The 17629-nt window shown below is 65.2% G+C and carries 15 protein-coding genes; 4 read left to right on the plus strand and 11 right to left on the minus strand.

Features of this window, described 5'->3' with window-relative positions; translation table 11 throughout:
- Positions 1 to 2 precede the first annotated feature (2 nt).
- Entirely contained in the window at positions 3 to 1100 is a 1098-nt protein-coding gene (locus tag FHW64_RS17910; RefSeq protein WP_184528613.1) for a BMP family ABC transporter substrate-binding protein, read from the minus strand.
- A gap of 203 nt (positions 1101 to 1303) precedes the next feature.
- On the opposite strand from FHW64_RS17910, the gene FHW64_RS17915 reads away from it, so the two are divergent.
- Positions 1304 to 3505: a phosphocholine-specific phospholipase C gene (locus FHW64_RS17915; RefSeq protein ID WP_184528615.1), complete on the plus strand. Its 2202-nt coding sequence runs from the start codon at positions 1304 to 1306 to the stop codon at positions 3503 to 3505.
- A 2-nt stretch (positions 3506 to 3507) separates the two neighbouring features.
- Positions 3508 to 3801 carry a hypothetical protein gene (locus FHW64_RS17920; protein WP_221220711.1) on the plus strand — a complete coding sequence of 98 codons (294 nt, stop codon included), beginning with the start codon at positions 3508 to 3510 and terminating at the stop codon, positions 3799 to 3801.
- 19 nt (positions 3802 to 3820) lie between these two features.
- Here the strand turns inward: FHW64_RS17920 and FHW64_RS17925 are convergent, their stop codons facing one another.
- Positions 3821 to 4759 carry a LysR substrate-binding domain-containing protein gene (locus FHW64_RS17925; protein WP_184528619.1) on the minus strand — a complete coding sequence of 313 codons (939 nt, stop codon included), beginning with the start codon at positions 4757 to 4759 and terminating at the stop codon, positions 3821 to 3823.
- An 85-nt stretch (positions 4760 to 4844) separates the two neighbouring features.
- On the opposite strand from FHW64_RS17925, the gene FHW64_RS17930 reads away from it, so the two are divergent.
- Complete coding sequence (locus FHW64_RS17930; protein WP_184528621.1) at positions 4845 to 6125, plus strand: MFS transporter; 1281 nt, start codon at positions 4845 to 4847, stop codon at positions 6123 to 6125.
- On the opposite strand, the gene FHW64_RS17935 is transcribed toward FHW64_RS17930, so the two are convergent.
- The 3 genes from FHW64_RS17935 to FHW64_RS17945 form a co-directional block, all read right to left on the minus strand.
- Complete coding sequence (locus FHW64_RS17935; RefSeq protein ID WP_184528622.1) at positions 6083 to 7135, minus strand: adenosine deaminase; 1053 nt, start codon at positions 7133 to 7135, stop codon at positions 6083 to 6085. The genes FHW64_RS17930 and FHW64_RS17935 overlap by 43 nt on opposite strands.
- Positions 7135 to 8133 (minus strand): aromatic ring-hydroxylating dioxygenase subunit alpha, encoded by a 999-nt coding sequence (locus FHW64_RS17940; RefSeq protein ID WP_184528624.1) that lies wholly within the window; start codon positions 8131 to 8133, stop codon positions 7135 to 7137. The genes FHW64_RS17935 and FHW64_RS17940 overlap by 1 nt, the downstream gene beginning before the upstream one ends.
- Positions 8134 to 8206: 73 nt before the next feature.
- Positions 8207 to 9100, minus strand: a complete 894-nt coding sequence (locus FHW64_RS17945) for a LysR substrate-binding domain-containing protein (RefSeq protein ID WP_260305274.1) — start codon at positions 9098 to 9100, stop codon at positions 8207 to 8209.
- A gap of 152 nt (positions 9101 to 9252) precedes the next feature.
- On the opposite strand from FHW64_RS17945, the gene FHW64_RS17950 reads away from it, so the two are divergent.
- On the plus strand, positions 9253 to 10170 hold the full coding sequence (locus tag FHW64_RS17950) for a LysR family transcriptional regulator (protein ID WP_184528628.1): 918 nt from the start codon (positions 9253 to 9255) through the stop codon (positions 10168 to 10170).
- On the opposite strand, the gene FHW64_RS17955 is transcribed toward FHW64_RS17950, so the two are convergent.
- From FHW64_RS17955 to FHW64_RS17980, 6 genes are all read right to left on the minus strand, one after another.
- Entirely contained in the window at positions 10157 to 11134 is a 978-nt protein-coding gene (locus tag FHW64_RS17955) for a tripartite tricarboxylate transporter substrate binding protein (RefSeq protein ID WP_184528630.1), read from the minus strand. The two genes, FHW64_RS17950 and FHW64_RS17955, sit on opposite strands and share 14 nt — an antisense overlap.
- Before the next feature lie 157 nt (positions 11135 to 11291).
- Positions 11292 to 12461: a BMP family ABC transporter substrate-binding protein gene (locus tag FHW64_RS17960; RefSeq protein WP_184528632.1), complete on the minus strand. Its 1170-nt coding sequence runs from the start codon at positions 12459 to 12461 to the stop codon at positions 11292 to 11294.
- A 52-nt stretch (positions 12462 to 12513) separates the two neighbouring features.
- Positions 12514 to 13434 carry an ABC transporter permease gene (locus FHW64_RS17965; RefSeq protein WP_184528634.1) on the minus strand — a complete coding sequence of 307 codons (921 nt, stop codon included), beginning with the start codon at positions 13432 to 13434 and terminating at the stop codon, positions 12514 to 12516.
- The gene (locus tag FHW64_RS17970; protein WP_184528636.1) at positions 13434 to 14591 is read right to left on the minus strand and encodes an ABC transporter permease; all 1158 of its coding nucleotides are present in this window, start codon (positions 14589 to 14591) and stop codon (positions 13434 to 13436) included. The genes FHW64_RS17965 and FHW64_RS17970 overlap by 1 nt, the downstream gene beginning before the upstream one ends.
- Positions 14584 to 16125: an ABC transporter ATP-binding protein gene (locus tag FHW64_RS17975; protein WP_184528638.1), complete on the minus strand. Its 1542-nt coding sequence runs from the start codon at positions 16123 to 16125 to the stop codon at positions 14584 to 14586. The genes FHW64_RS17970 and FHW64_RS17975 overlap by 8 nt, the downstream gene beginning before the upstream one ends.
- A 92-nt stretch (positions 16126 to 16217) precedes the next feature.
- Positions 16218 to 17591 carry an NCS2 family permease gene (locus tag FHW64_RS17980; protein ID WP_184528640.1) on the minus strand — a complete coding sequence of 458 codons (1374 nt, stop codon included), beginning with the start codon at positions 17589 to 17591 and terminating at the stop codon, positions 16218 to 16220.
- Positions 17592 to 17629 lie beyond the last annotated feature (38 nt).

The following is a 17629-nucleotide window of genomic DNA, read 5'->3' on the forward strand; positions in this document are numbered from 1 at the left end:
CCTCAGGGCGTCTTGCGCGCCACGCGGCCCTGCACGCCTTCGACCAGCCAGTTCATATTGAGGATCTGCTCGTCGGCGAGCGACTGGCCCTTGGCGATGACGACATGGCCCTCGTTGTCGCGCACGTCGGCCGCGACGGCCTGGAAGGGCTTGAGCTTGCCGCTGGCAATGTCCTTCTGGCGAGCGATCACTTCGTCTTGCACCTGTTTGGGCACCTTCGATCCGAAATCGCCGACGCGGATCATCCCTTCCTTCACGCCGCCCCAGAGGTTGCCGCTCTTCCAGGTGCCATCGAGCACGGCCTTCGCGCGCTGGGTGTAGTAGTCGCCCCAGTGGTGCGTCACCGCGACGAGCTGCGCGTCGGGCGCGACCTTGCGCATGTCGGAGTGGTAGGCAATCGCAAGCTTGCCGCGCTCCTGCGCCGCGGTCATCACGGCGGTCGAGCCGGTGTGGAAGGCGATCACGTCGACGTCCTGGTTGAACAGCGCCATCGCGGCGTCACGCTCCTTCGGCGGATTGAACCACTCGTCGAGCCACACCACCTTGACCTGCGCCTTCGGGTCGACCGAACGCATGCCCAGCGTGAAGGCGTTGATGCCCTGCAGCACCTCGGGGATCGGGAAGCCCGCGACGTAACCCGCGACATGGGTCTTCGACATGCGTCCGGCCGCGACGCCTGCGAGGTAACGGCCCTCGTAGTAGCGCGCGTTCGCGATCGCGACATTGGGCGCGGTCTTGTAGCCGGTGATCGACTCGAACTTCACGTCAGGGAAGTCGCGCGCCACCTTCATCGTCGGCTCCATGTAGCCGAAGCTGGTCGTGAAAATGAGCTTGTTGCCCTGCTGCGCGAGATCGCGGATCACGCGCTCGGCATCGGCGCCTTCGGCCACGTTCTCGACGAACGTGGTCTTCACCTTGCCGGGCAGCGCGACCTCGACAGCCTTGCGGCCCTCGTCATGCTGGCGCGTCCAGCCGGCATCGGTGACGGGCGTGACGTAGACGAAGCCGATCTTCAGCGGATCGGCCTTCGGTGCGGGTTGGGAAAAAGCGGGAAGGAAAAAACAGGCGGCCGCAAGCGCGGCTGCGAGGTTTTTGTACATGGTGTTCCTCTACATGGCCCCGGAAACGAAATTCGGCGCTGGGGGGCACCAGCGCCGGGCCGGAATTTTACCCGGGTCACTCTAGCGGGGCGGCAAAGCGTGTCACGCCCACGTCGCCTGGAGGTCATCCCCGGTTCATGGCGGTGTCATGGCCTCTCCCTAGTCTTGCGGCGCTCAGACCAACCACACGACAAGGAGCTCCCATGACCTCGCGCCGCCGCTTCATCCAGGGTTCCGCCTCCGCCGGCATCGCCGCTGCCACGCTCGGCGCGTTTCCGCCGAGCATCCGCCGCGCACTCGCGATTCCCGCGCACAACAAGACGGGCACCATCCGCGACGTCGAGCACGTCGTGATCCTGATGCAGGAGAACCGGTCTTTCGACCACTATTTCGGCACGCTGCGCGGGGTGCGCGGCTTCGGTGACCGCTTCACGATTCCGCTGCCGCAGGGCCGCAGCGTCTGGCAGCAGAACGACGCCACCGGCAACCCGGTACTGCCTTACTACCTTGACAGCAGCAAGGGCAACGCGCAGCGCTTCAGCGGCACGCCCCACAGCTGGGCCGACGGTCAGAACGCATGGGACGGTGGCCGCATCGAGCAATGGCCTCGCTACAAGACCGCGGCCTCGATGGGCTACTTCAAGGAAGCCGAGCTGCCCTTCCAGTTCGCGCTGGCGAATGCCTTCACGCTGTGCGACGCGTACCACTGCTCGATGCACACCGGCACCAACTCGAACCGCATGTTCCTGTGGACCGGCACCAACGGCCCGACCGGCGCCGGCGTTGCCACGGTGAACAACGAATGGGACTCGATCGACGCCTCCACGCTCGGCTACGACTGGAAGACCTACCCCGAGCGCCTTCAGGCCGCCAAGGTGAGCTGGATGGTCTACCAGAACATGCCCGACAACTTCGGCGACAACCCGCTCGCAGGCTTCCGGCAGTACCGAAAGGCCAACGAAGCCTCGGGCAAGCCGGTGAGCAACGACGCACTCTCTCCGGCCTACGACCCGGCCAGCGACGATGTCGGCAACCCGCTCTACAAGGGCATCGCCAACACGATGCCGGGTGACTTCAACAATCCCGAAACCTATTTCGAGCGCTTCCGCCAGGACGTGAAGAACGGCAAGCTGCCGCAGGTGTCATGGCTCATCGCCGGCGCCACCTATTCGGAGCACCCCGGCCCGTCGAGCCCGGTGCAGGGCGCCTGGTACATCCAGGAGACGCTGGATGCACTCACCGCCGTGCCCGAGGTGTGGAGCAAGACCGTGCTGATCGTCAACTTCGACGAGAACGACGGCTACTTCGACCATCACCCGTCGCCTTCCGCACCGTCGATCAATGCCGACGGCACGCCGGCCGGCAAGACCACGCTGCCCGAGGCCGATATCGCCTTCGAGCGCTTCAACCATCCGAACCCGCCCGGCACCACCGGTCAGCCCCAGCCGGACGGCCGCGTCTACGGGCCGGGCGTGCGCGTGCCGATGTACGTGATCTCGCCGTGGAGCCGCGGCGGCTGGGTCAACTCGCAGGTGTTCGACCACACGTCAGTGATCCGCTTTCTCGAACAGCGCTTCGGCGTCAAGGAGCCCAACATCGGTCGCTATCGCCGTGCAGTGTGCGGTGACCTCACCAGCGCCTTCAACTTCGAGCGGCCCAATGACGAAGTGCTGCCGACGCTCGCGGGCCGCAAGACGCGCGACCAGGCGGACGCTCTGCGTGCAGACCAGGAGAAGCTCGCGAAGATCACCCCGCCGGCCAATCCGATGCTGCCGCAGCAGGCTACCGGCACGCGGCCCTCGCGCGCCCTGCCCTACGAGCTGCATGCCAGCATGCGCGCCGATGCACGCCAGGGCCGCGTGAAACTCGTCTTCGCCAACACCGGCGACGCGGGCGCCGTGTTCCACGTCTACGACAAGCTGCACCTTGACCGGCTGCCGCATCGCTACATGGTCGAGCCGCGCGAGAAGCTCGAAGACACCTGGGCCGCGATGACCGACAACGCCGGCCTGTACGACCTCTGGCTGCTCGGCCCCAACGGCTGGCACCGGCACTTCAAGGGCGACCTCAACAAGCTGCGCGCCGGCAATGCGTCCGATCCGGAGATCCGCACGGGCTATCACGCGAAAAGCGGACGGCTTTACCTGAAGCTGCGCAACGACGGCGAGAAGGCCTGCGTGTTCACCGTGAAGGCCAAGGCCTACCGCCACGACGGGCCATGGGTGGTGCGCGTCAAGGGCGGCGACGAAGCCGAGCTGCACTGGGAGACCGAGGACGAGGGCTACTGGTACGACTTCGCCGTCACCTGCGATTCGGACCCGGCTTTCTACCGTCGCCTCGCGGGGCGCATCGAGACCGGCCGCCACACGGTGAGCGACCCCGCCTTCGGCATGCAGGATCTCTGAACGTGCAAGCGAACATCGGCAAGGAAACGAACATGGCCATCGACCTCTTGCGCCGGATTGCCGGCTCGCCCCTGCCGATGTCGTTCACGCAGACCGCGGATATCGACAGGGTCAGGATCCTGCGCGCTGCCGGGCTGGTCGTGGCGTTCGTGCCGGCGGCGCATCACCCTTCGATCGCGCTGCTCCTGCAACGCCCGGCGCAGGTCCTCGGGATCACGCAGAAGGGCCGGGACGAACTGCTGGCGCACGACGACAGCGCGGACGCCTGTTGTTGCGAATACGGCGCGCAACCCTGAACGGGGCGCGCGCTGTCTGTCAGAAGGCGCGCTTGCCCTCGGCCACTGCGTCCCGCAGCAGATCGGCCAGCCTCGCGACAAGGGGCTCCGGCTCGGCCTGCGCGCGGTACATGGCCAGCGTCATGGGCGGCAGCGACGGCAGGCCGATGAGTGCGGGGTCAAGCGCACGCACATGAGCCGGCAGGCCGAACGCCGTCAGCGCCGACAGGCCCAACCCCGCCGACGTGGCGGCCCACAGCGCCGACAGACTCGAACTCGTGAAGGCATGCCGCCATGGGATGCCAGCGCGATCGAGCGCGTTCGTCACCGTCGCCCGCAACGGGCACGATGCGTCGAGCAGCACCAGCGGCAGTGGCTCGTGTGATCGGCCCACCCCCGACAGGCGACGCTCGGTCCACCACGGCGCGTCGAGGCTCTCGGGCTCGGCGGGCCCGACCCATTGCAAAGGCAGACGGATCAATCGCTCGCGATTCGGCAACTCGGCGACACCGACCGCGCCCTTGACCTCCCAGATCAGCGCGATGTCGAGCTGACCCAGACGCAGCCGCTCGCGCAGCTCGACACTGCGCGCCATGCAGGCCTCGATGCGCACCTTGGGATGCGCGCGCGAAAACCGTGCGAGCACCGCCGGCAGCACCGATTCGCCGAGGTTCTCCTGCACGCCAAGGCGCACCCAACCCTCCAGATCGGCCCCGCGCATCGCGGCAGCGGCTTCGTCGTTGATCTCCAGCATGCGGCGCGCGTAGGCCAGCATCGTCTCGCCTGCATCGGTGAGCTGCAAGCCGCGGCCGGCTCGGCGGAACAGGGGCGTGCCCGCCTGCGATTCGAGCTTCTTGAGCTGGGCGCTGACCGCCGAGGTCGAGCGCCCCAGCCGGTCGGCTGCACGGGCATAGCTGCCGAGCGCCATGCCCGTCGAAAAGCTGCGGAGTACGTCGAGATCGAACAAGACCTGCGCCATGGTGAATCGTCCTGTTTTTCTGAACTGAAGGTTGATTATTTTCTGATTTTCAAAACATTGCCACGGGCGGACACTGCGCCTCACCATGCAAGGCCTGTCCCTTTCCACCCGCCGCCACCGCTGGAAGGTTCTCGCGGCTGGCGTCGCAGCCAATGCCGCCTTCTCCGTCGCCTTCAGCGGCATCCCGATGACTGCCGTGGTGATGCGCGACGGCTACCGCCTCGACAACGCCACGCTGGGCCTGATGCTCGGTCTCATCGGCCTCGGTATCGCGGTGAGCGAATTGCCTTGGGGGCTGCTGACCGACCGCTGGGGCGACCGCCCGGTTCTGCTGACAGGACTCGGTGCGACCGCGCTTGCACTGATTGCCATGGCGCTACTGGCCGCGCCGCGATCGGGCCATGTGCCCAGTCCAGTCTGGCTGGGCACTGGTCTGCTCCTCGTCGGGCTGCTGGGCGGTAGCGTCAACGGCGCGAGCGGCCGGGCCGTGATGGGCTGGTTCGCGGAAGGTGAACGCGGCCTCGCCATGAGCATCCGACAAACCGCGGTGCCGCTCGGGGGTGGCATCGGTGCGCTACTGCTGCCGGCGATCGCGCTGCATGTCGGGTTCACGGCGCTCTATGCGTTCCTCGCCGGCCTCTGTCTGGTGAGTGCCTGGTTGACGTGGTGCTGGGTCCACGAGCCGCCGATTGCGCGACAGGCCGCACCTGCGGTCGCCGCCCCTTCCGGCGGCGGGCCGCTGCGCGACGCACGGGTGTGGCGCATCGTCATGGGCATCGGTGTCCTATGCGCGCCGCAGTTCGCCGTGATCTCGTTCGGCACTGTCTTTCTCCACGACTTCGGCCACGTCGGCTTCGCGGCAATCACCGCCACGATGGTCGGCCTGCAACTCGGCGCGATGGCCATGCGCGTGTGGAGCGGCCGCTGGACCGATCGGCGACAGAACCGGCCGGCTTACCTGCGCGCCTGTAGCGTGTTGAGCGCGGTGCTCTTCGCGGCGCTCGGCCTCACCACGCACTTCGTCAGCGATGCCACCGTTGCCTCGCTTGCAACGCAGACGCTGCTGGTCCTGCTGGTGCTGGCCTGCGGCGTGTGCGTCTCGGCCTGGCACGGCGTCGGCTACACCGAACTTGCGACCCTTTCGGGTCCGGCGCGCGCCGGCACTGCGCTCGGCATGGCCAACACCAGCGTGTTCGTGGTGTGCTTCATCACGCCATGGTCAATCCCGCATCTCCTCGCATGGCGGGACTGGCCGATGGTGTGGTTCACGGCGGCGGCCTGCTCGTTGATCGCGTTGCCGCTCCTCGCGAACGTATCGCGGCCTCAGGCGAAGCTGTCGAAGACCGCGTTGAGCCGGTCGACATAGCCGCGCTTGGTCGCAGCGTCGGTGAAGCTGCCCTCGAAACTGTTCGCCGCAAGCTGCCATGCGTGCTGCGCAGTGAGCCCGGTGGCGGAGAAGGTCTCGGTGAAGTTGCGGTTCATGTAGCCGCCGAAGTACGCCGGATCGTCGGAGTTGACCGTCGCGACCAATCCGCCATCGAGCAGCTCGCGCAGGTTGTGCTGCCCCAGGTCGGGGAACACGCAGAGCTTGAGATTCGACAGCGGGCACACCGTGAGCGGAATGCGGTCCTGCGCGAGCCGCTTCATCAGCGCCGCGTCCTTGGTGCTTTGCACGCCGTGGTCGATGCGCTCGACCTTGAGCACGTCGAGCGCACTCCAGACGTAGGCCGGCGGCCCTTCCTCGCCCGCGTGTGCGACGAGATGGAATCCCAGCTCCCGGCAGCGTGCGAACACACGCGCGAACTTCTCGGGCGGGTGACCCAGCTCGCTCGAATCGAGGCCCACGCCGATGAAGCGGTCGCGGAACGGCAGCGCCTGTTCGAGCGTCGCGAAGGCATCTTCCTCGCTCAGGTGACGCAGGAAGCACATGATCAGCTCGGCATCGACGCCCAGCTTCGACTTCGCATCGACACATGCGCGATGCAGGCCGTCGATCACGGTCTGCATCGGCACGCCGCGCTCGGTGTGCGTCTGCGGGTCGAAGAACATCTCGGTGCGCACCACGTTGTCGGCCGCCGCCCGTTCAAGATAGGCCCAGGCCATGTCGTAGAAGTCCTGCTCCTTGAGCAGCACGCTCGCGCCCGCGTAGTAGATGTCGAGGAAGGTCTGGAGATTGGTGAAGGCGTAGGCGCGACGCAGCTCTTCCACATTGGCGTAGGGGATCGACACGCCGTTGCGCTTCGCCAGCGCGAAGATCAGCTCGGGCTCCAGCGAGCCTTCGATGTGCATATGCAGCTCGGCCTTCGGCATCGCGCGCAAAAGGTCGGGCAGACGGTCCGCCGCCACGGGCGGGACGGTGCGGGAGAAGTTGTTCATCAGCAGACTCCGAAGGTGATGCCGCGCGCCTTGAGTTGGCGGCGATAGAGAGACGAAGCCTTGTCGGCCACGGTATGGAGCTCGGCGCGAAGATCGAGCGGTACGCGCTTGGGGTTTTGCGATTCGAGCACGGGCTTGTCCTGCAGGAAGATCGTGTCCTGAAAGGCGCGCACCGAGGCTTCGTCGCGCGCGAAGTCCGAGGTTGCGAAGCGAAACCAGACACGAGAGCGCTCGTGCTCCATCGGGCAGATGTAGAGCGCGATGGACTCGCGGTAGTCATCGATGCCGACGCTCGCTGCATCGGGCACCTTGGTCAGCACGGCGGTGTAGGGGGCGGTGACTTCGTAGGTGTATTCGACCTGCGCGGGGGCGGTCGAGTTGACGGTCGATTGCGGCTGCCAGGCCTTGCAGCCGGTGGCGAGCAGGCCATTGGGAGTGGGGTCGACGCGGTAGTCGTCGATCACCGCCATGTCGCGCGCACCGAGCCAGCCTTCGTGGACGAAGCCGAAGTGGGCCATGTCGAGGAAGTTCTCGACGAGGCGCGGTGCGCTCGTTTCCACGTCGTAGGGGCCGCAGTCGATCTTCCGCATGCCGGTGTCGAGTTCGGCGGCGAAAACTGGTATCGGCGACTCAGTTTCGGCCGGCGCAGCGATACGCACCCACACGAGTCCGCCTGCTTCGTTGGCCGCATAGGTCGTCGCGCGGTTCGTGGCCGGCGGGACGAAGGATGGCAGCGCCGGAACGTGCGTGCATCGCCCGCCCGACTCGAATCGCCAACCGTGGTACGGGCATTCGAGCTGCGGCCCGCCCTCGCCTTCGACCACGCGGCCGAGCGACAGCTTCGCGCCACGGTGCGGGCAGCGGTCTGCCCAGGCGTGCACTGCGCCCTCGCCATCGCGCCAGAGCACGAGGTCCTCTCCCAGGAGCCGGACGGCCTGCGGCGCATCAGCGATTTCACCGGCCAGAGCGACCGGGTGCCAGAGTTGTCTTTCGATCATCGCGAGTCAAGTACGCCACTCAATCATTGAGCGGCGATAGTGGCTCGAATGGTAATGCTCCGCCGGAGCGAGGTCAGGCCGTTGCTTCGCTCTGGGCGACAAAGGCCTGCGACAGCATGTCGAGAAAGACACGGCCGGCAGCCGTCAACACGCGACGGGAATGAAAGATCGCATTGATTGCCACGGCCGGCGGTTCCCATCCAGGCAGCACGACTTGCAATCGGCCGGCCCTGAGTTCCGCGGCGCATTGGGTGGCAGGCAGTTGAACAATGCCGGTGCCGGCCAGTGCTGATTCCCGCGCGAGCGTGAGGTTGTCGGTGAAGAAACGCGGAGCGACCTCCACGACGACCGCCCCATGCTCCGCATGGTGCAACTGCCACCGGTAGGGCGGCGAGTTGGCCAGGCAGCCGATCACCGGACAGCCGGCGAGACCCTGCGGCGTCGAAAGGTCCGGTAGCGTTTCGAGCAACGCGGGCGATGCCGCGAGCAGATAGCGGTATTCCGCCAGCTTGCGCGCCACCAGGCTGGAGTCCGGCAGCAGCTTGGAGCTCGGCTGGATCAACAGATCGACGGAGTCATCGAGGACGGAAGGATGCCCATCCGTCGTGAACTGCAACTTCAGCTCGGCGCGCGGAAACTTGCTGACGAATTCGTTGGCAACTCGCCCCACGAGGCCTGCACTCCAGGCCGCAGGCCACTGAACACTCAGTTCGCCTGCGGGCTCGTCCAGACTTTCCCGCGCGATGGCCAACGCGTTCTGGGCCAGCACGCGCATCGAGAGCCCTTGCTCATGGATGCGCCGCCCGACTTCGGTGACGTGGAATCTGCGGGCGTTGCGCGACAGCAGGGTCACGCCGAGCTGACGTTCGAGCACCGCGACATTTCGACTCAGGCGCGATACCGGGATGTCAAAGCGCCGGCTTGCGGCACTGAAGCCCCCGGCATCGACAACGTCGACGAAGGCCATCAGAACGTCGAAAACTCCACTCACACTTTCCATGACAGACCGCGCACATGACAAATCTTGCGGCTCATACTAGGTTGCTCATCCGTTCACAACAAGCGCTGTTTTTTGTACGATGCGCTCTCGTTTTGAGTACAGATTTCTGGAGGCCGACGGTGCTCGCTCCTCTTCTGAAGTACTTCATCGAGGTCGCGCGTCAGGGATCGATCCGGCAGGCTGCCGAAGCCCTGCATATCGCTCCTTCGGCGATCAACCGTCACATTCTTGAATTCGAGGAGTCGCTCGGAATCGAACTTTTCGAGCGATTGCCACGAGGCATGCGACTGACCGCCGCCGGAGAGGTTCTTTATGAAGTCGCGAGAAGAATGCAGCGCGACTACACAGTTGCGCTGTCCGAAGTCGACCTGCTTCAGCAGGCTCGCCGAGGTCACGTGAGCATCGGCACCTTGCAGGCCCTCTCGGAGCACTTCTTCCCCCCGCTCATTTCCGGGCTGATCAAGGAATACCCGGGAATCACCTACAGCTTCTTCGTAGGAAACACACGAGACATCATTGCTCGCGTGAAGAGTGGCGACAGTGACATTGGCATCTGCGGCGCTCCAGAGAAGGGGGAGCGCATCAAGCAAGTGGCAAGCGTAAGGCTGCCGTTCGGAGTACTCATGCCGCGTGATCACCCACTGGCCGGCTACCCGGTGATCCGTTTGTCTGACTGCAAGGGCTATCCGTTGATCTATACAACTCGTGGCGAGCTTCGCACTTTGTTGGACCGTATGAACATCGATGGTGCTGAGCGCGTATCTCCTGCTCTCGAAACCAATTCGGTGGCGATGATCCGGGAGCTCGTAGCCGCAGGTGCGGGAATCGGGTTCGTCTCCTCCGGGATCATGGGCCATCTAGCTCAAGGCGAACTGCTCTTCAGACCGTTGATCTTGCAAGGGCGTGTGTCTACGGACCTCACATTGATCATTCGGGAAGAACGGAAGCTTTCGGTGGCAGCTTCCCTGCTATTAGAGCGAATAGAAGCCGCATTCCCTCGGTTTGAGGAAACGCTCCAGCGGGTCACTGCACCCTGATGTTCGCCGCGCGAACGACTTCACCGAGTCGCGACGTTTCGCTCACGACGAATTCCTTGAACTCATCGATGCTCATAGGCTTCGTCGCAATGTCGTATCTCGCAAGTCTTCCGCGAACCTCCGGGTCCTGCAAGGCAATGTTGATTGCGGCATGGAGGCGCTCCACGATGGGCGGAGGCACGTTGGCCGGCGCAAAGACGCCATACCATGAGATGAAGAGCACGCCCGGATAGCCGGCTTCTGACATTGTCGGAATGGCTGGGAGCAATGCCGAACGGCGAGTACCGGTCGTTGCCAGAATCGTCAGCTTGCCCGTCCCGGCAAAGGATGCGGCTATAGGCGTGCTGGTAAACGTGATCGATAGAAGGCCGGCAGCAACGTCGTTGATCGTCCGCGTGCCTCCCTTATAGGGAACGTGAATGAGCTTGACGCCTAGCGCACGCTGGAAAAGTTCGCCAGCCAGATGAGTTCCCGACCCGACGCCACTTGAGCCCCAGCTGAAGGTCTCCGGTTTCGCCTTGATCTTTTCTGTCAGATTGCGGATATCTGTTGCGCCAACGTTGGCGGCCGCAACCAACGCAAAGCTCTCGCTGCCGACAAACGAAACCGGCGCAAGATCCTTCGCCGTGTCGAACTTCAGATCATTGAAGATGCTCGGGTTGATAGCGATCGGTCCCACCGGCCCGATAAGCAGCGTGTAGCCATCGGCAGGCGATTTCACGACGTAGTCAATGCTGATGTTGCCGCTCGCACCGGGCTTGTTTTCGACGATGACCGGTTGTCCGAGCACCGTTTCCAGCTTCTCCCCGATGACGCGGGCAATAGTGTCCGCCGACCCAGGCCCTGCTGGATATGGAACGACAAGTCGGATGGGACGTTCGGGCCATCGCGGCGGGACTTGCGCCTGGGCGAACCCCATGAAAGAAAGAGCGGCAGCGACAGCTAGCTTGGCAAGCGCCTTCATGTTGGATCGGCTGTGGTTGTTCGCCCGCAGAAAGATTAGGTGACGGGGTTCAGTTTGTCGAGGCGATCGGACCTGCCATCGTCGAGCCCAAGAAAAAAGGGGTTGCTCCCGAGAGCAACCCCTTGTTTGACGGAAGCCGATCTAGCGGCTTGCCAGCTTATTTCTTCTCGCCGCCGGGCACCGAACCTTCGACGCCCTTGACGTAGAAGTTGATGCCGGTCAGGAACTTGTCGTCGGCCACCGTACCGGCAGCCACGACTTCCTTCCCGTCCTGGCCGAGGATCGGGCCCTTCCAGATCGAGAAGCTGCCGTCCTTCAGGCCCTTCTTGACTTCGTCGACCTTGGCCTTGGCTTCGGCGGGCACGTCTTCAGCGATGGAGACGAGATCGATTGCGCCTTCCTTCACGCCCCACCAGCTCTGGCCAGTGGTCCACTTGCCGTCGAGCACGTCCTGCGTGGCCTTGATGTAGTACGGGGCCCAGTTGATCGTGGCCGAGGCGAGGTGAGCCTTCGGGCCGTAGGCGGTCATGTCCGAATCCCAGCCGAAGGCGCGCTTGCCTTTTTCTTGCGCGGTCTTGAGCACGGCGGGCGAGTCGGTGTTCTGGAACAGAACGTCCGCGCCGCCGTTGATGAGGGCGGTGGCCGCTTCGGTTTCCTTCGGCGGGCTGAACCATTCGTTGACCCACACGACCTTGGTCGTGATCTTCGGGTTGACCGACTGCGCGCCCAGCGTGAAGCTGTTGATGTTGCGCAGCACTTCGGGGATCGGCACGGAGCCGACCACGCCGAGCGTGTTGGACTTGGTCATCGAGCCAGCGATGATGCCGGCCATGTACGCGCCTTCGTAGGTGCGGCTGTCGTAGGTGCGCATGTTCTCGGCGGTCTTGTAGCCGGTGGCATGCTCGAACTTCACGTCCTTGTTGTCGGCTGCGACCTTGAGCATCGGCTCCATGTAGCCAAAGGTGGTGCCGAAGATCAGCTTGTTGCCCTGGCTGACCATGTCGCGGAACACGCGCTCGGCGTCGGCGCCTTCGGGCACGCTCTCGACGAAGGTCGTCTTGATCTTGTCGCCGAATTCCTTCTCGAGCGCCTTGCGGCCGTTGTCATGCGCGAAGGTCCAGCCGCCGTCGCCCACCGGGCCGACATAGGCGAAGGCGATGTTCAGCGGCCCAGCCGGCGCGGGAGCCGCCGCAGTGGGCGCCGGAGCGGCGGGCGCTGCCGCCGGTGCCGGTGCCTCTTCCTTCTTGCTGCAGCCCATGAGGGCCGCCGAAGCCACCGCGGTCAGGGCGGCCAGCTTGAGCAGGGAGCGCTTGTTCAGATCAGTCATTGTTTGAAATCCTCAAAAGGACAGGTTGGCGACGAAACAAAACGAAACGCGATTATGAGCCGGGGTAGAACGGTTTTCCTATCGAAGCCGGCATGTTGACGCGGATGAAAGCGGGGTTGCGCGAGATCAGCGCCAGTACCACGATCGGCGCGATGTACTGCAGCATGCTCAGGAACTGGCTGGGCACCTGGACACCCGTGCTCTGGAGGTGAAAGCCGAGCATGGAGACACCGCCGAACAGATACGCCCCGAGCAGTACGCGGATCGGCCGCCAGGTCGCGAACGTGGTCAGCGCCAGTGCGATCCAGCCCCGACCCGCGACCATGCCCTCCACCCACAGCGGCGTGTAGACCGTCGACAGGTAGGCGCCCGCAAGCCCGCACAGCGCACCGCCCGCAATGACCGCCATGAAGCGGATGCGCCGCACCGGGTACCCCAGCGCATGCGAGGACTCCGGCGATTCGCCCACCGAGCGCAGCACCAGTCCGGCCCGCGTGCGATAGAGGAACCACACCAGCCCGAAGGTGAGCAGCACCGCGAAATACACCATCGGGTGATGGCGGAACAGCGCGGGGCCGACCAACGGAATGTCGCCGAGCACCGGCAGTGCGTACGACGTGCTTGCCGGCAGCTTGGCCTGCACGAAGTTGATGCCCGCGAAGGCCGAGAACCCAACGCCGAAGAGACTCAGCGCGAGCCCGGTGGCGTACTGGTTGGTGTTGAGCCAGATCACCAGCACACCGAAGAAGGCCGCGAGCAATGCGCCCGCCGCCATGCCGGCCAGGAAGCCGAGCCACGTGTTGTGCGTGATGACCACCGTCGCGAAGCCGGCGATGGCGGCGCAGAGCATCATGCCCTCGGCACCAAGGTTCACGATGCCGGCCTTCTCGTTGATCAGGAGGCCCAGCGCCGCAATCGCGAGCACCGTTCCGGCGCTCAGGGTGGACCCCAGAAGGAGTGCGTAGCTTTCCATCATGCAGCTCCTTCCGTGGTGGCGGGACGCGCAACCGGCGCTGTGAGCGGCGTGCTCGCTTGCAGCGAAGACGTTCCCGGCGAAACCGGCAATGCCTTCGGCGCGGCCTTGCGCCGAATGCGATAGGCGATCAGCGTGTCGCAGGCCAGCAGCGTGAAGAGCAGCAGCCCCTGGAACACACCCGTCAGCGACTTCGGCAACCCAAGCCGCGACTGGGCCAGTTCACCGCCGATATAGAACATGCTCATGAGCACCGCCGAGAAGATCATCCCCACCGGATGCAGTCGCCCGACGAAGGCCACGATGATCGCGGCGAAGCCGTAGCCCGCCGGCACATAAGGCGTGAGCTGCCCGAGCGGCCCCGCGACTTCGAGCGCACCGGCGAGGCCCGCCGCGCCGCCCGATGTCAGCAGTGCGATCCACACCGCGCGCCGGGCCGAGAAGCCGGCATAGCGCGCCGCCGCCGGCGCCAGCCCGCCGACCTGCTGCGCGAAACCCGCGCGCGTACGGAACAGGAACACCCACAACGCACCCGCGCCAACCAGCGCGATGACGAGTCCGATGCTCACCCGCGAACCCTTCATCAGCCGCGGGATCTGCGTCACCGCCTCGAAGGTCTTGGTCTGCGGGAAGTTGTAGCCATGCGGGTCTTTCCACGGCCCGTAGACCATGTAGCCGAGCAGCAGCGTCGCGACGTACACCAGCATCAGGCTCACGAGGATTTCGTTGGCGTTGAACTTGTCGCGCAGGAAGGCCACGATGCCCGCCCACACCATGCCGCCCAGGATGCCCGCGAGCAGGATGGGGACGACGATCAGCTGACTGCTGGTCTTGTCCGCCAGGAGCGCCACGCCACCGGCCGCGATCGCGCCGAAGACGAACTGCCCTTCGGCGCCGATGTTCCACACGTTGGCGCGGAAACACACCGCGAGACCGAGCGCGATGATGAGCAGCGGCGTCGCCTTGACCATCAGTTCGCCGAGCGCATAACCGCTCTTGATCGGCTCCCAGAAAAAGACGAGCAGGCCCTTGACCGGGTCCTTGCCGAGCGCCGCGAACAGCGCCATGCCGATCAGCACCGTGATGAGCAGCGCGAGGATCGGCGAGCCGTAGCTCCAGAAGCGCGACAACTGCGGGCGGGGTTCGAGCTTAAGCATGGGCCACCTCCTGCGCTGCCGTGGCGGCGTGGCGCGACTTGTCCCACAGGCCGCTCATCCACTCGCCGATCTGCGGCACCGTGGCGGCGGCGCGGTCGATCGAGGGCGAGAGCCGCCCCTTGGCAATCACGTACAGGCGGTCGCTGATCTCGAACAGCTCATCGAGCTCCTCGCTGACCACCAGCACCGCGCAGCCCGCGTCGCGCAGTGCGAGGATCTCGCCGCGGATCAGTGCTGCCGCGCCTACATCCACGCCCCAGGTCGGCTGCGAGACGATGAAGATCTTCGGGTTGGCGTCGATCTCCCGGCCGACGATGAATTTCTGCAGGTTGCCGCCCGAGAGCGATCGCGCCGCAGCACCCGGTCCGCCGGCCTTCACGTTGAAGCGTTTGATGATGTCGGCGGCATGCTGGTTCAGCGCGCGGGTGCGAATCCACCCGCCCTTGCCGACCGCGTTGCTGCGCGTGAGGAGCAGGTTGTGCGCAAGACCGAGCGTCGGGACCGCACCGCGACCGAGTCGTTCCTCAGGCACGAAATGCAGGCCCATTGCACGGCGGCGGCGGGGCCGGAAATGCGCCGCAGCCTTGCCGAAGACCTCGATCATCCCGGCCTGCGCGCGAATGTCCTCGCCCGACAGCGCGTAGAGCAGCTCTTTCTGGCCGTTGCCGGAAACGCCAGCGATCCCCACGACCTCGCCCGCGCGCACGTCGAGCGAGATGCCGTCAAGATCCACGCCGAACTGGTCCTCGCGCGCCAGCGTCAGGCCCTTGACCTGCAGCGCGACCGCGCCGGCATGCACCGGCCGGTGCGTGAGCGGCGGCGGCTCCGCGCCGATCATCAGGCGCGAGAGCGATTCGTTCGATTCGTTCTGCGGGTTGCACACCCCGGTGACCTTGCCGCCGCGCAGCACGGTGCACGCGGTGCACAGCTCGCGAATCTCATGCAGCTTGTGGCTGATATAGAGGATGCTGCAGCCCTCGGAAGCCAGTTGCTTGAGCACGACGAACAGCTTCTGCACCGCCTGCGGCGTGAGCACTGACGTCGGTTCGTCGAGGATCAGCAGCTTGGGGTCGGTGAGCAGCGCGCGGATGATTTCGACGCGCTGCATCTCGCCAACGGAAAGCGTGTGCACCGGGCGCGAGGGGTCGATGTCCAGCCCATATTCGCCGGCCTTGGCCTGCACGCGGCGGGCCACTTCGGCGAGCGTCAGGCTCTTGTCGAGCCCGAGCCAGACGTTCTCGGCCACGGTAAGCGTGTCGAAGAGGCTGAAGTGCTGGAACACCATGCTGATGCCCAGCGCCCGCGCTTCCTGCGGGTTGCGCACGTTCACGGGCTGGCCGTTGAACATCACGCTGCCTTCGTCCGGCTTGACCGAGCCGTAGATGATCTTCATCAGCGTGGATTTGCCCGCGCCGTTCTCGCCGAGGACGGCGTGGGTCTCGCCCGGCGCCACCGTCAGCGACACATCGCTGTTGGCGACCACCGAGGGGTAGCGCTTGGTGATGTGCGCCAACTGGAGTCTGTGGATTGTCATGCCTATGCCTGGCCTGTGGGTTGTGATTCAAGCCCTGAACCGCCTCTCGGCGATCGCCTATTGTCTCGTCAGTTCGTCCGTGCCGGACGGCTTCAATGGCCTCCGATGTAGATGAACTTGAAGAGGAACACGCCGCCGATCAGCCACACCATCCAGTGCACCTGCTTGGCTTGGCCGGTGAACAGCTTCAGCACCGCGTACGAGATGAAGCCGAACGCCAGCCCGTTGGCGATGGAATAGGTGAAGGGCATGGTCAGCGCCGTCACGACGGCGGGCACGACCTCTGTCGTTTCCTCCCATTCCAGTTCGGTCAGTTCCTTGAGCATCAAACATGCCACGAAGAACAGCGCAGGCGCAGTCGCATAGGCCGGCACCGCGCCGGCGAGCGGCGAGATGACCAGCGCGGCAAGGAACAGCACCGCCACCGTGAGCGCGGTCAGGCCAGTGCGGCCGCCGGCTTGCACACCCGCGGCGCTTTCGACATACGCGGTGGTGCTCGACGTGCCGAGCAGCGAGCCCGCGAAGATCGCGCCGCTATCAGCCAAGAGCGACTTGTTCAGGCGGTCCATCCGTCCCGGCACCAGCAGGCCCGCACGGCGTGCCACGCCCATCAGCGTGCCGGTCGCGTCGAACAGTTCGACCAGGAAGAAGACCAGGACCACGTTGAGGATGCCGCCCGAGAGCGCCGCCTTGATGTCCAGCTGCAGGAAGGTCGGCGCGATCGACGGCGGCGCCGCGAAGATGCCGTGGAAGGTGTTGCCCGCAAAGAAGAACGAGAGCACCGTCACCGTGACGATCCCGATCAGGATCGCGCCCGGCACCTTGAGGCGGTCGAGCACCACGATCAGGAAGAAGCCGATGGTCGCCAGGACCACCTGCGGCGTATGCAGGTCACCGAGCGTGATGTAGGTCGCCTTCGAGGGCGCGACGATGCCGGCGCTCTTGAGCGCGATGATCGCGAGGAAAAGCCCGATACCGACCGTGATCGCGACCCGTATCGAATGCGGGATGCCCTTGATGATCAGCTCCCGGATCTTGAACACGGTGACCAGCAGGAAGAGGCACCCCGAGATGAACACCGCGCCCAGCGCGGCCTGCCATGTGAAGCCCATCTGCAGCACCACCACATAGGCGAAGTACGCGTTGAGCCCCATCCCCGGCGCGAGCGCGATCGGGTAGTTGGCATAGAGCGCCATGATCCCCGTGCCGAGCGCCGCGATCAGACAGGTGGCGACGAACACCGCGTCCTTCGGCATGCCCGCGTCCCCGAGGATCGTCGGGTTCACGAAGATGATGTAGGCCATCGTGAGGAAGGTCGTGAGCCCCGCCACGATCTCGGTGCGCACGGTCGTGCCGTGTTCCTCGAGCTTGAAGAGGCGTTCGGCCCAGCTTTTCGAGGCGCGCGAAGTGCGCTGTCGTGAGAGGTCCTGCCCGCCGAGGTCGAGCACTTGGTCTGTCCGGTTCATCGTCTTGTCTCCGAGTCTTTATGGGTCGATGGCGTGGG

The sequence above is a fragment of the Variovorax sp. Sphag1AA genome (assembly GCF_014192575.1).
Lineage (GTDB): Bacteria > Pseudomonadota > Gammaproteobacteria > Burkholderiales > Burkholderiaceae_C > Variovorax.

Excerpts from the sequence above, each read along its gene's own strand:
- FHW64_RS17940 (WP_184528624.1), bottom strand. The coding sequence starts at position 8,133 with ATGATCGAAAGACAACTCTGGCACCCGGTCGCTCTGGCCGGTGAAATC.
- FHW64_RS17965 (WP_184528634.1), bottom strand. The coding sequence starts at position 13,434 with ATGGAAAGCTACGCACTCCTTCTGGGGTCCACCCTGAGCGCCGGAACG.
- FHW64_RS17915 (WP_184528615.1), top strand. The coding sequence starts at position 1,304 with ATGACCTCGCGCCGCCGCTTCATCCAGGGTTCCGCCTCCGCCGGCATC.
- FHW64_RS17970 (WP_184528636.1), bottom strand. The coding sequence starts at position 14,591 with ATGCTTAAGCTCGAACCCCGCCCGCAGTTGTCGCGCTTCTGGAGCTAC.
- FHW64_RS17945 (WP_260305274.1), bottom strand. The coding sequence starts at position 9,100 with ATGGCCTTCGTCGACGTTGTCGATGCCGGGGGCTTCAGTGCCGCAAGC.
- FHW64_RS17955 (WP_184528630.1), bottom strand. The coding sequence starts at position 11,134 with ATGAAGGCGCTTGCCAAGCTAGCTGTCGCTGCCGCTCTTTCTTTCATG.
- FHW64_RS17910 (WP_184528613.1), bottom strand. The coding sequence starts at position 1,100 with ATGTACAAAAACCTCGCAGCCGCGCTTGCGGCCGCCTGTTTTTTCCTT.
- FHW64_RS17975 (WP_184528638.1), bottom strand. The coding sequence starts at position 16,125 with ATGACAATCCACAGACTCCAGTTGGCGCACATCACCAAGCGCTACCCC.
- FHW64_RS17935 (WP_184528622.1), bottom strand. The coding sequence starts at position 7,135 with ATGAACAACTTCTCCCGCACCGTCCCGCCCGTGGCGGCGGACCGTCTG.
- FHW64_RS17930 (WP_184528621.1), top strand. The coding sequence starts at position 4,845 with ATGCAAGGCCTGTCCCTTTCCACCCGCCGCCACCGCTGGAAGGTTCTC.
- FHW64_RS17980 (WP_184528640.1), bottom strand. The coding sequence starts at position 17,591 with ATGAACCGGACAGACCAAGTGCTCGACCTCGGCGGGCAGGACCTCTCA.
- FHW64_RS17925 (WP_184528619.1), bottom strand. The coding sequence starts at position 4,759 with ATGGCGCAGGTCTTGTTCGATCTCGACGTACTCCGCAGCTTTTCGACG.
- FHW64_RS17960 (WP_184528632.1), bottom strand. The coding sequence starts at position 12,461 with ATGACTGATCTGAACAAGCGCTCCCTGCTCAAGCTGGCCGCCCTGACC.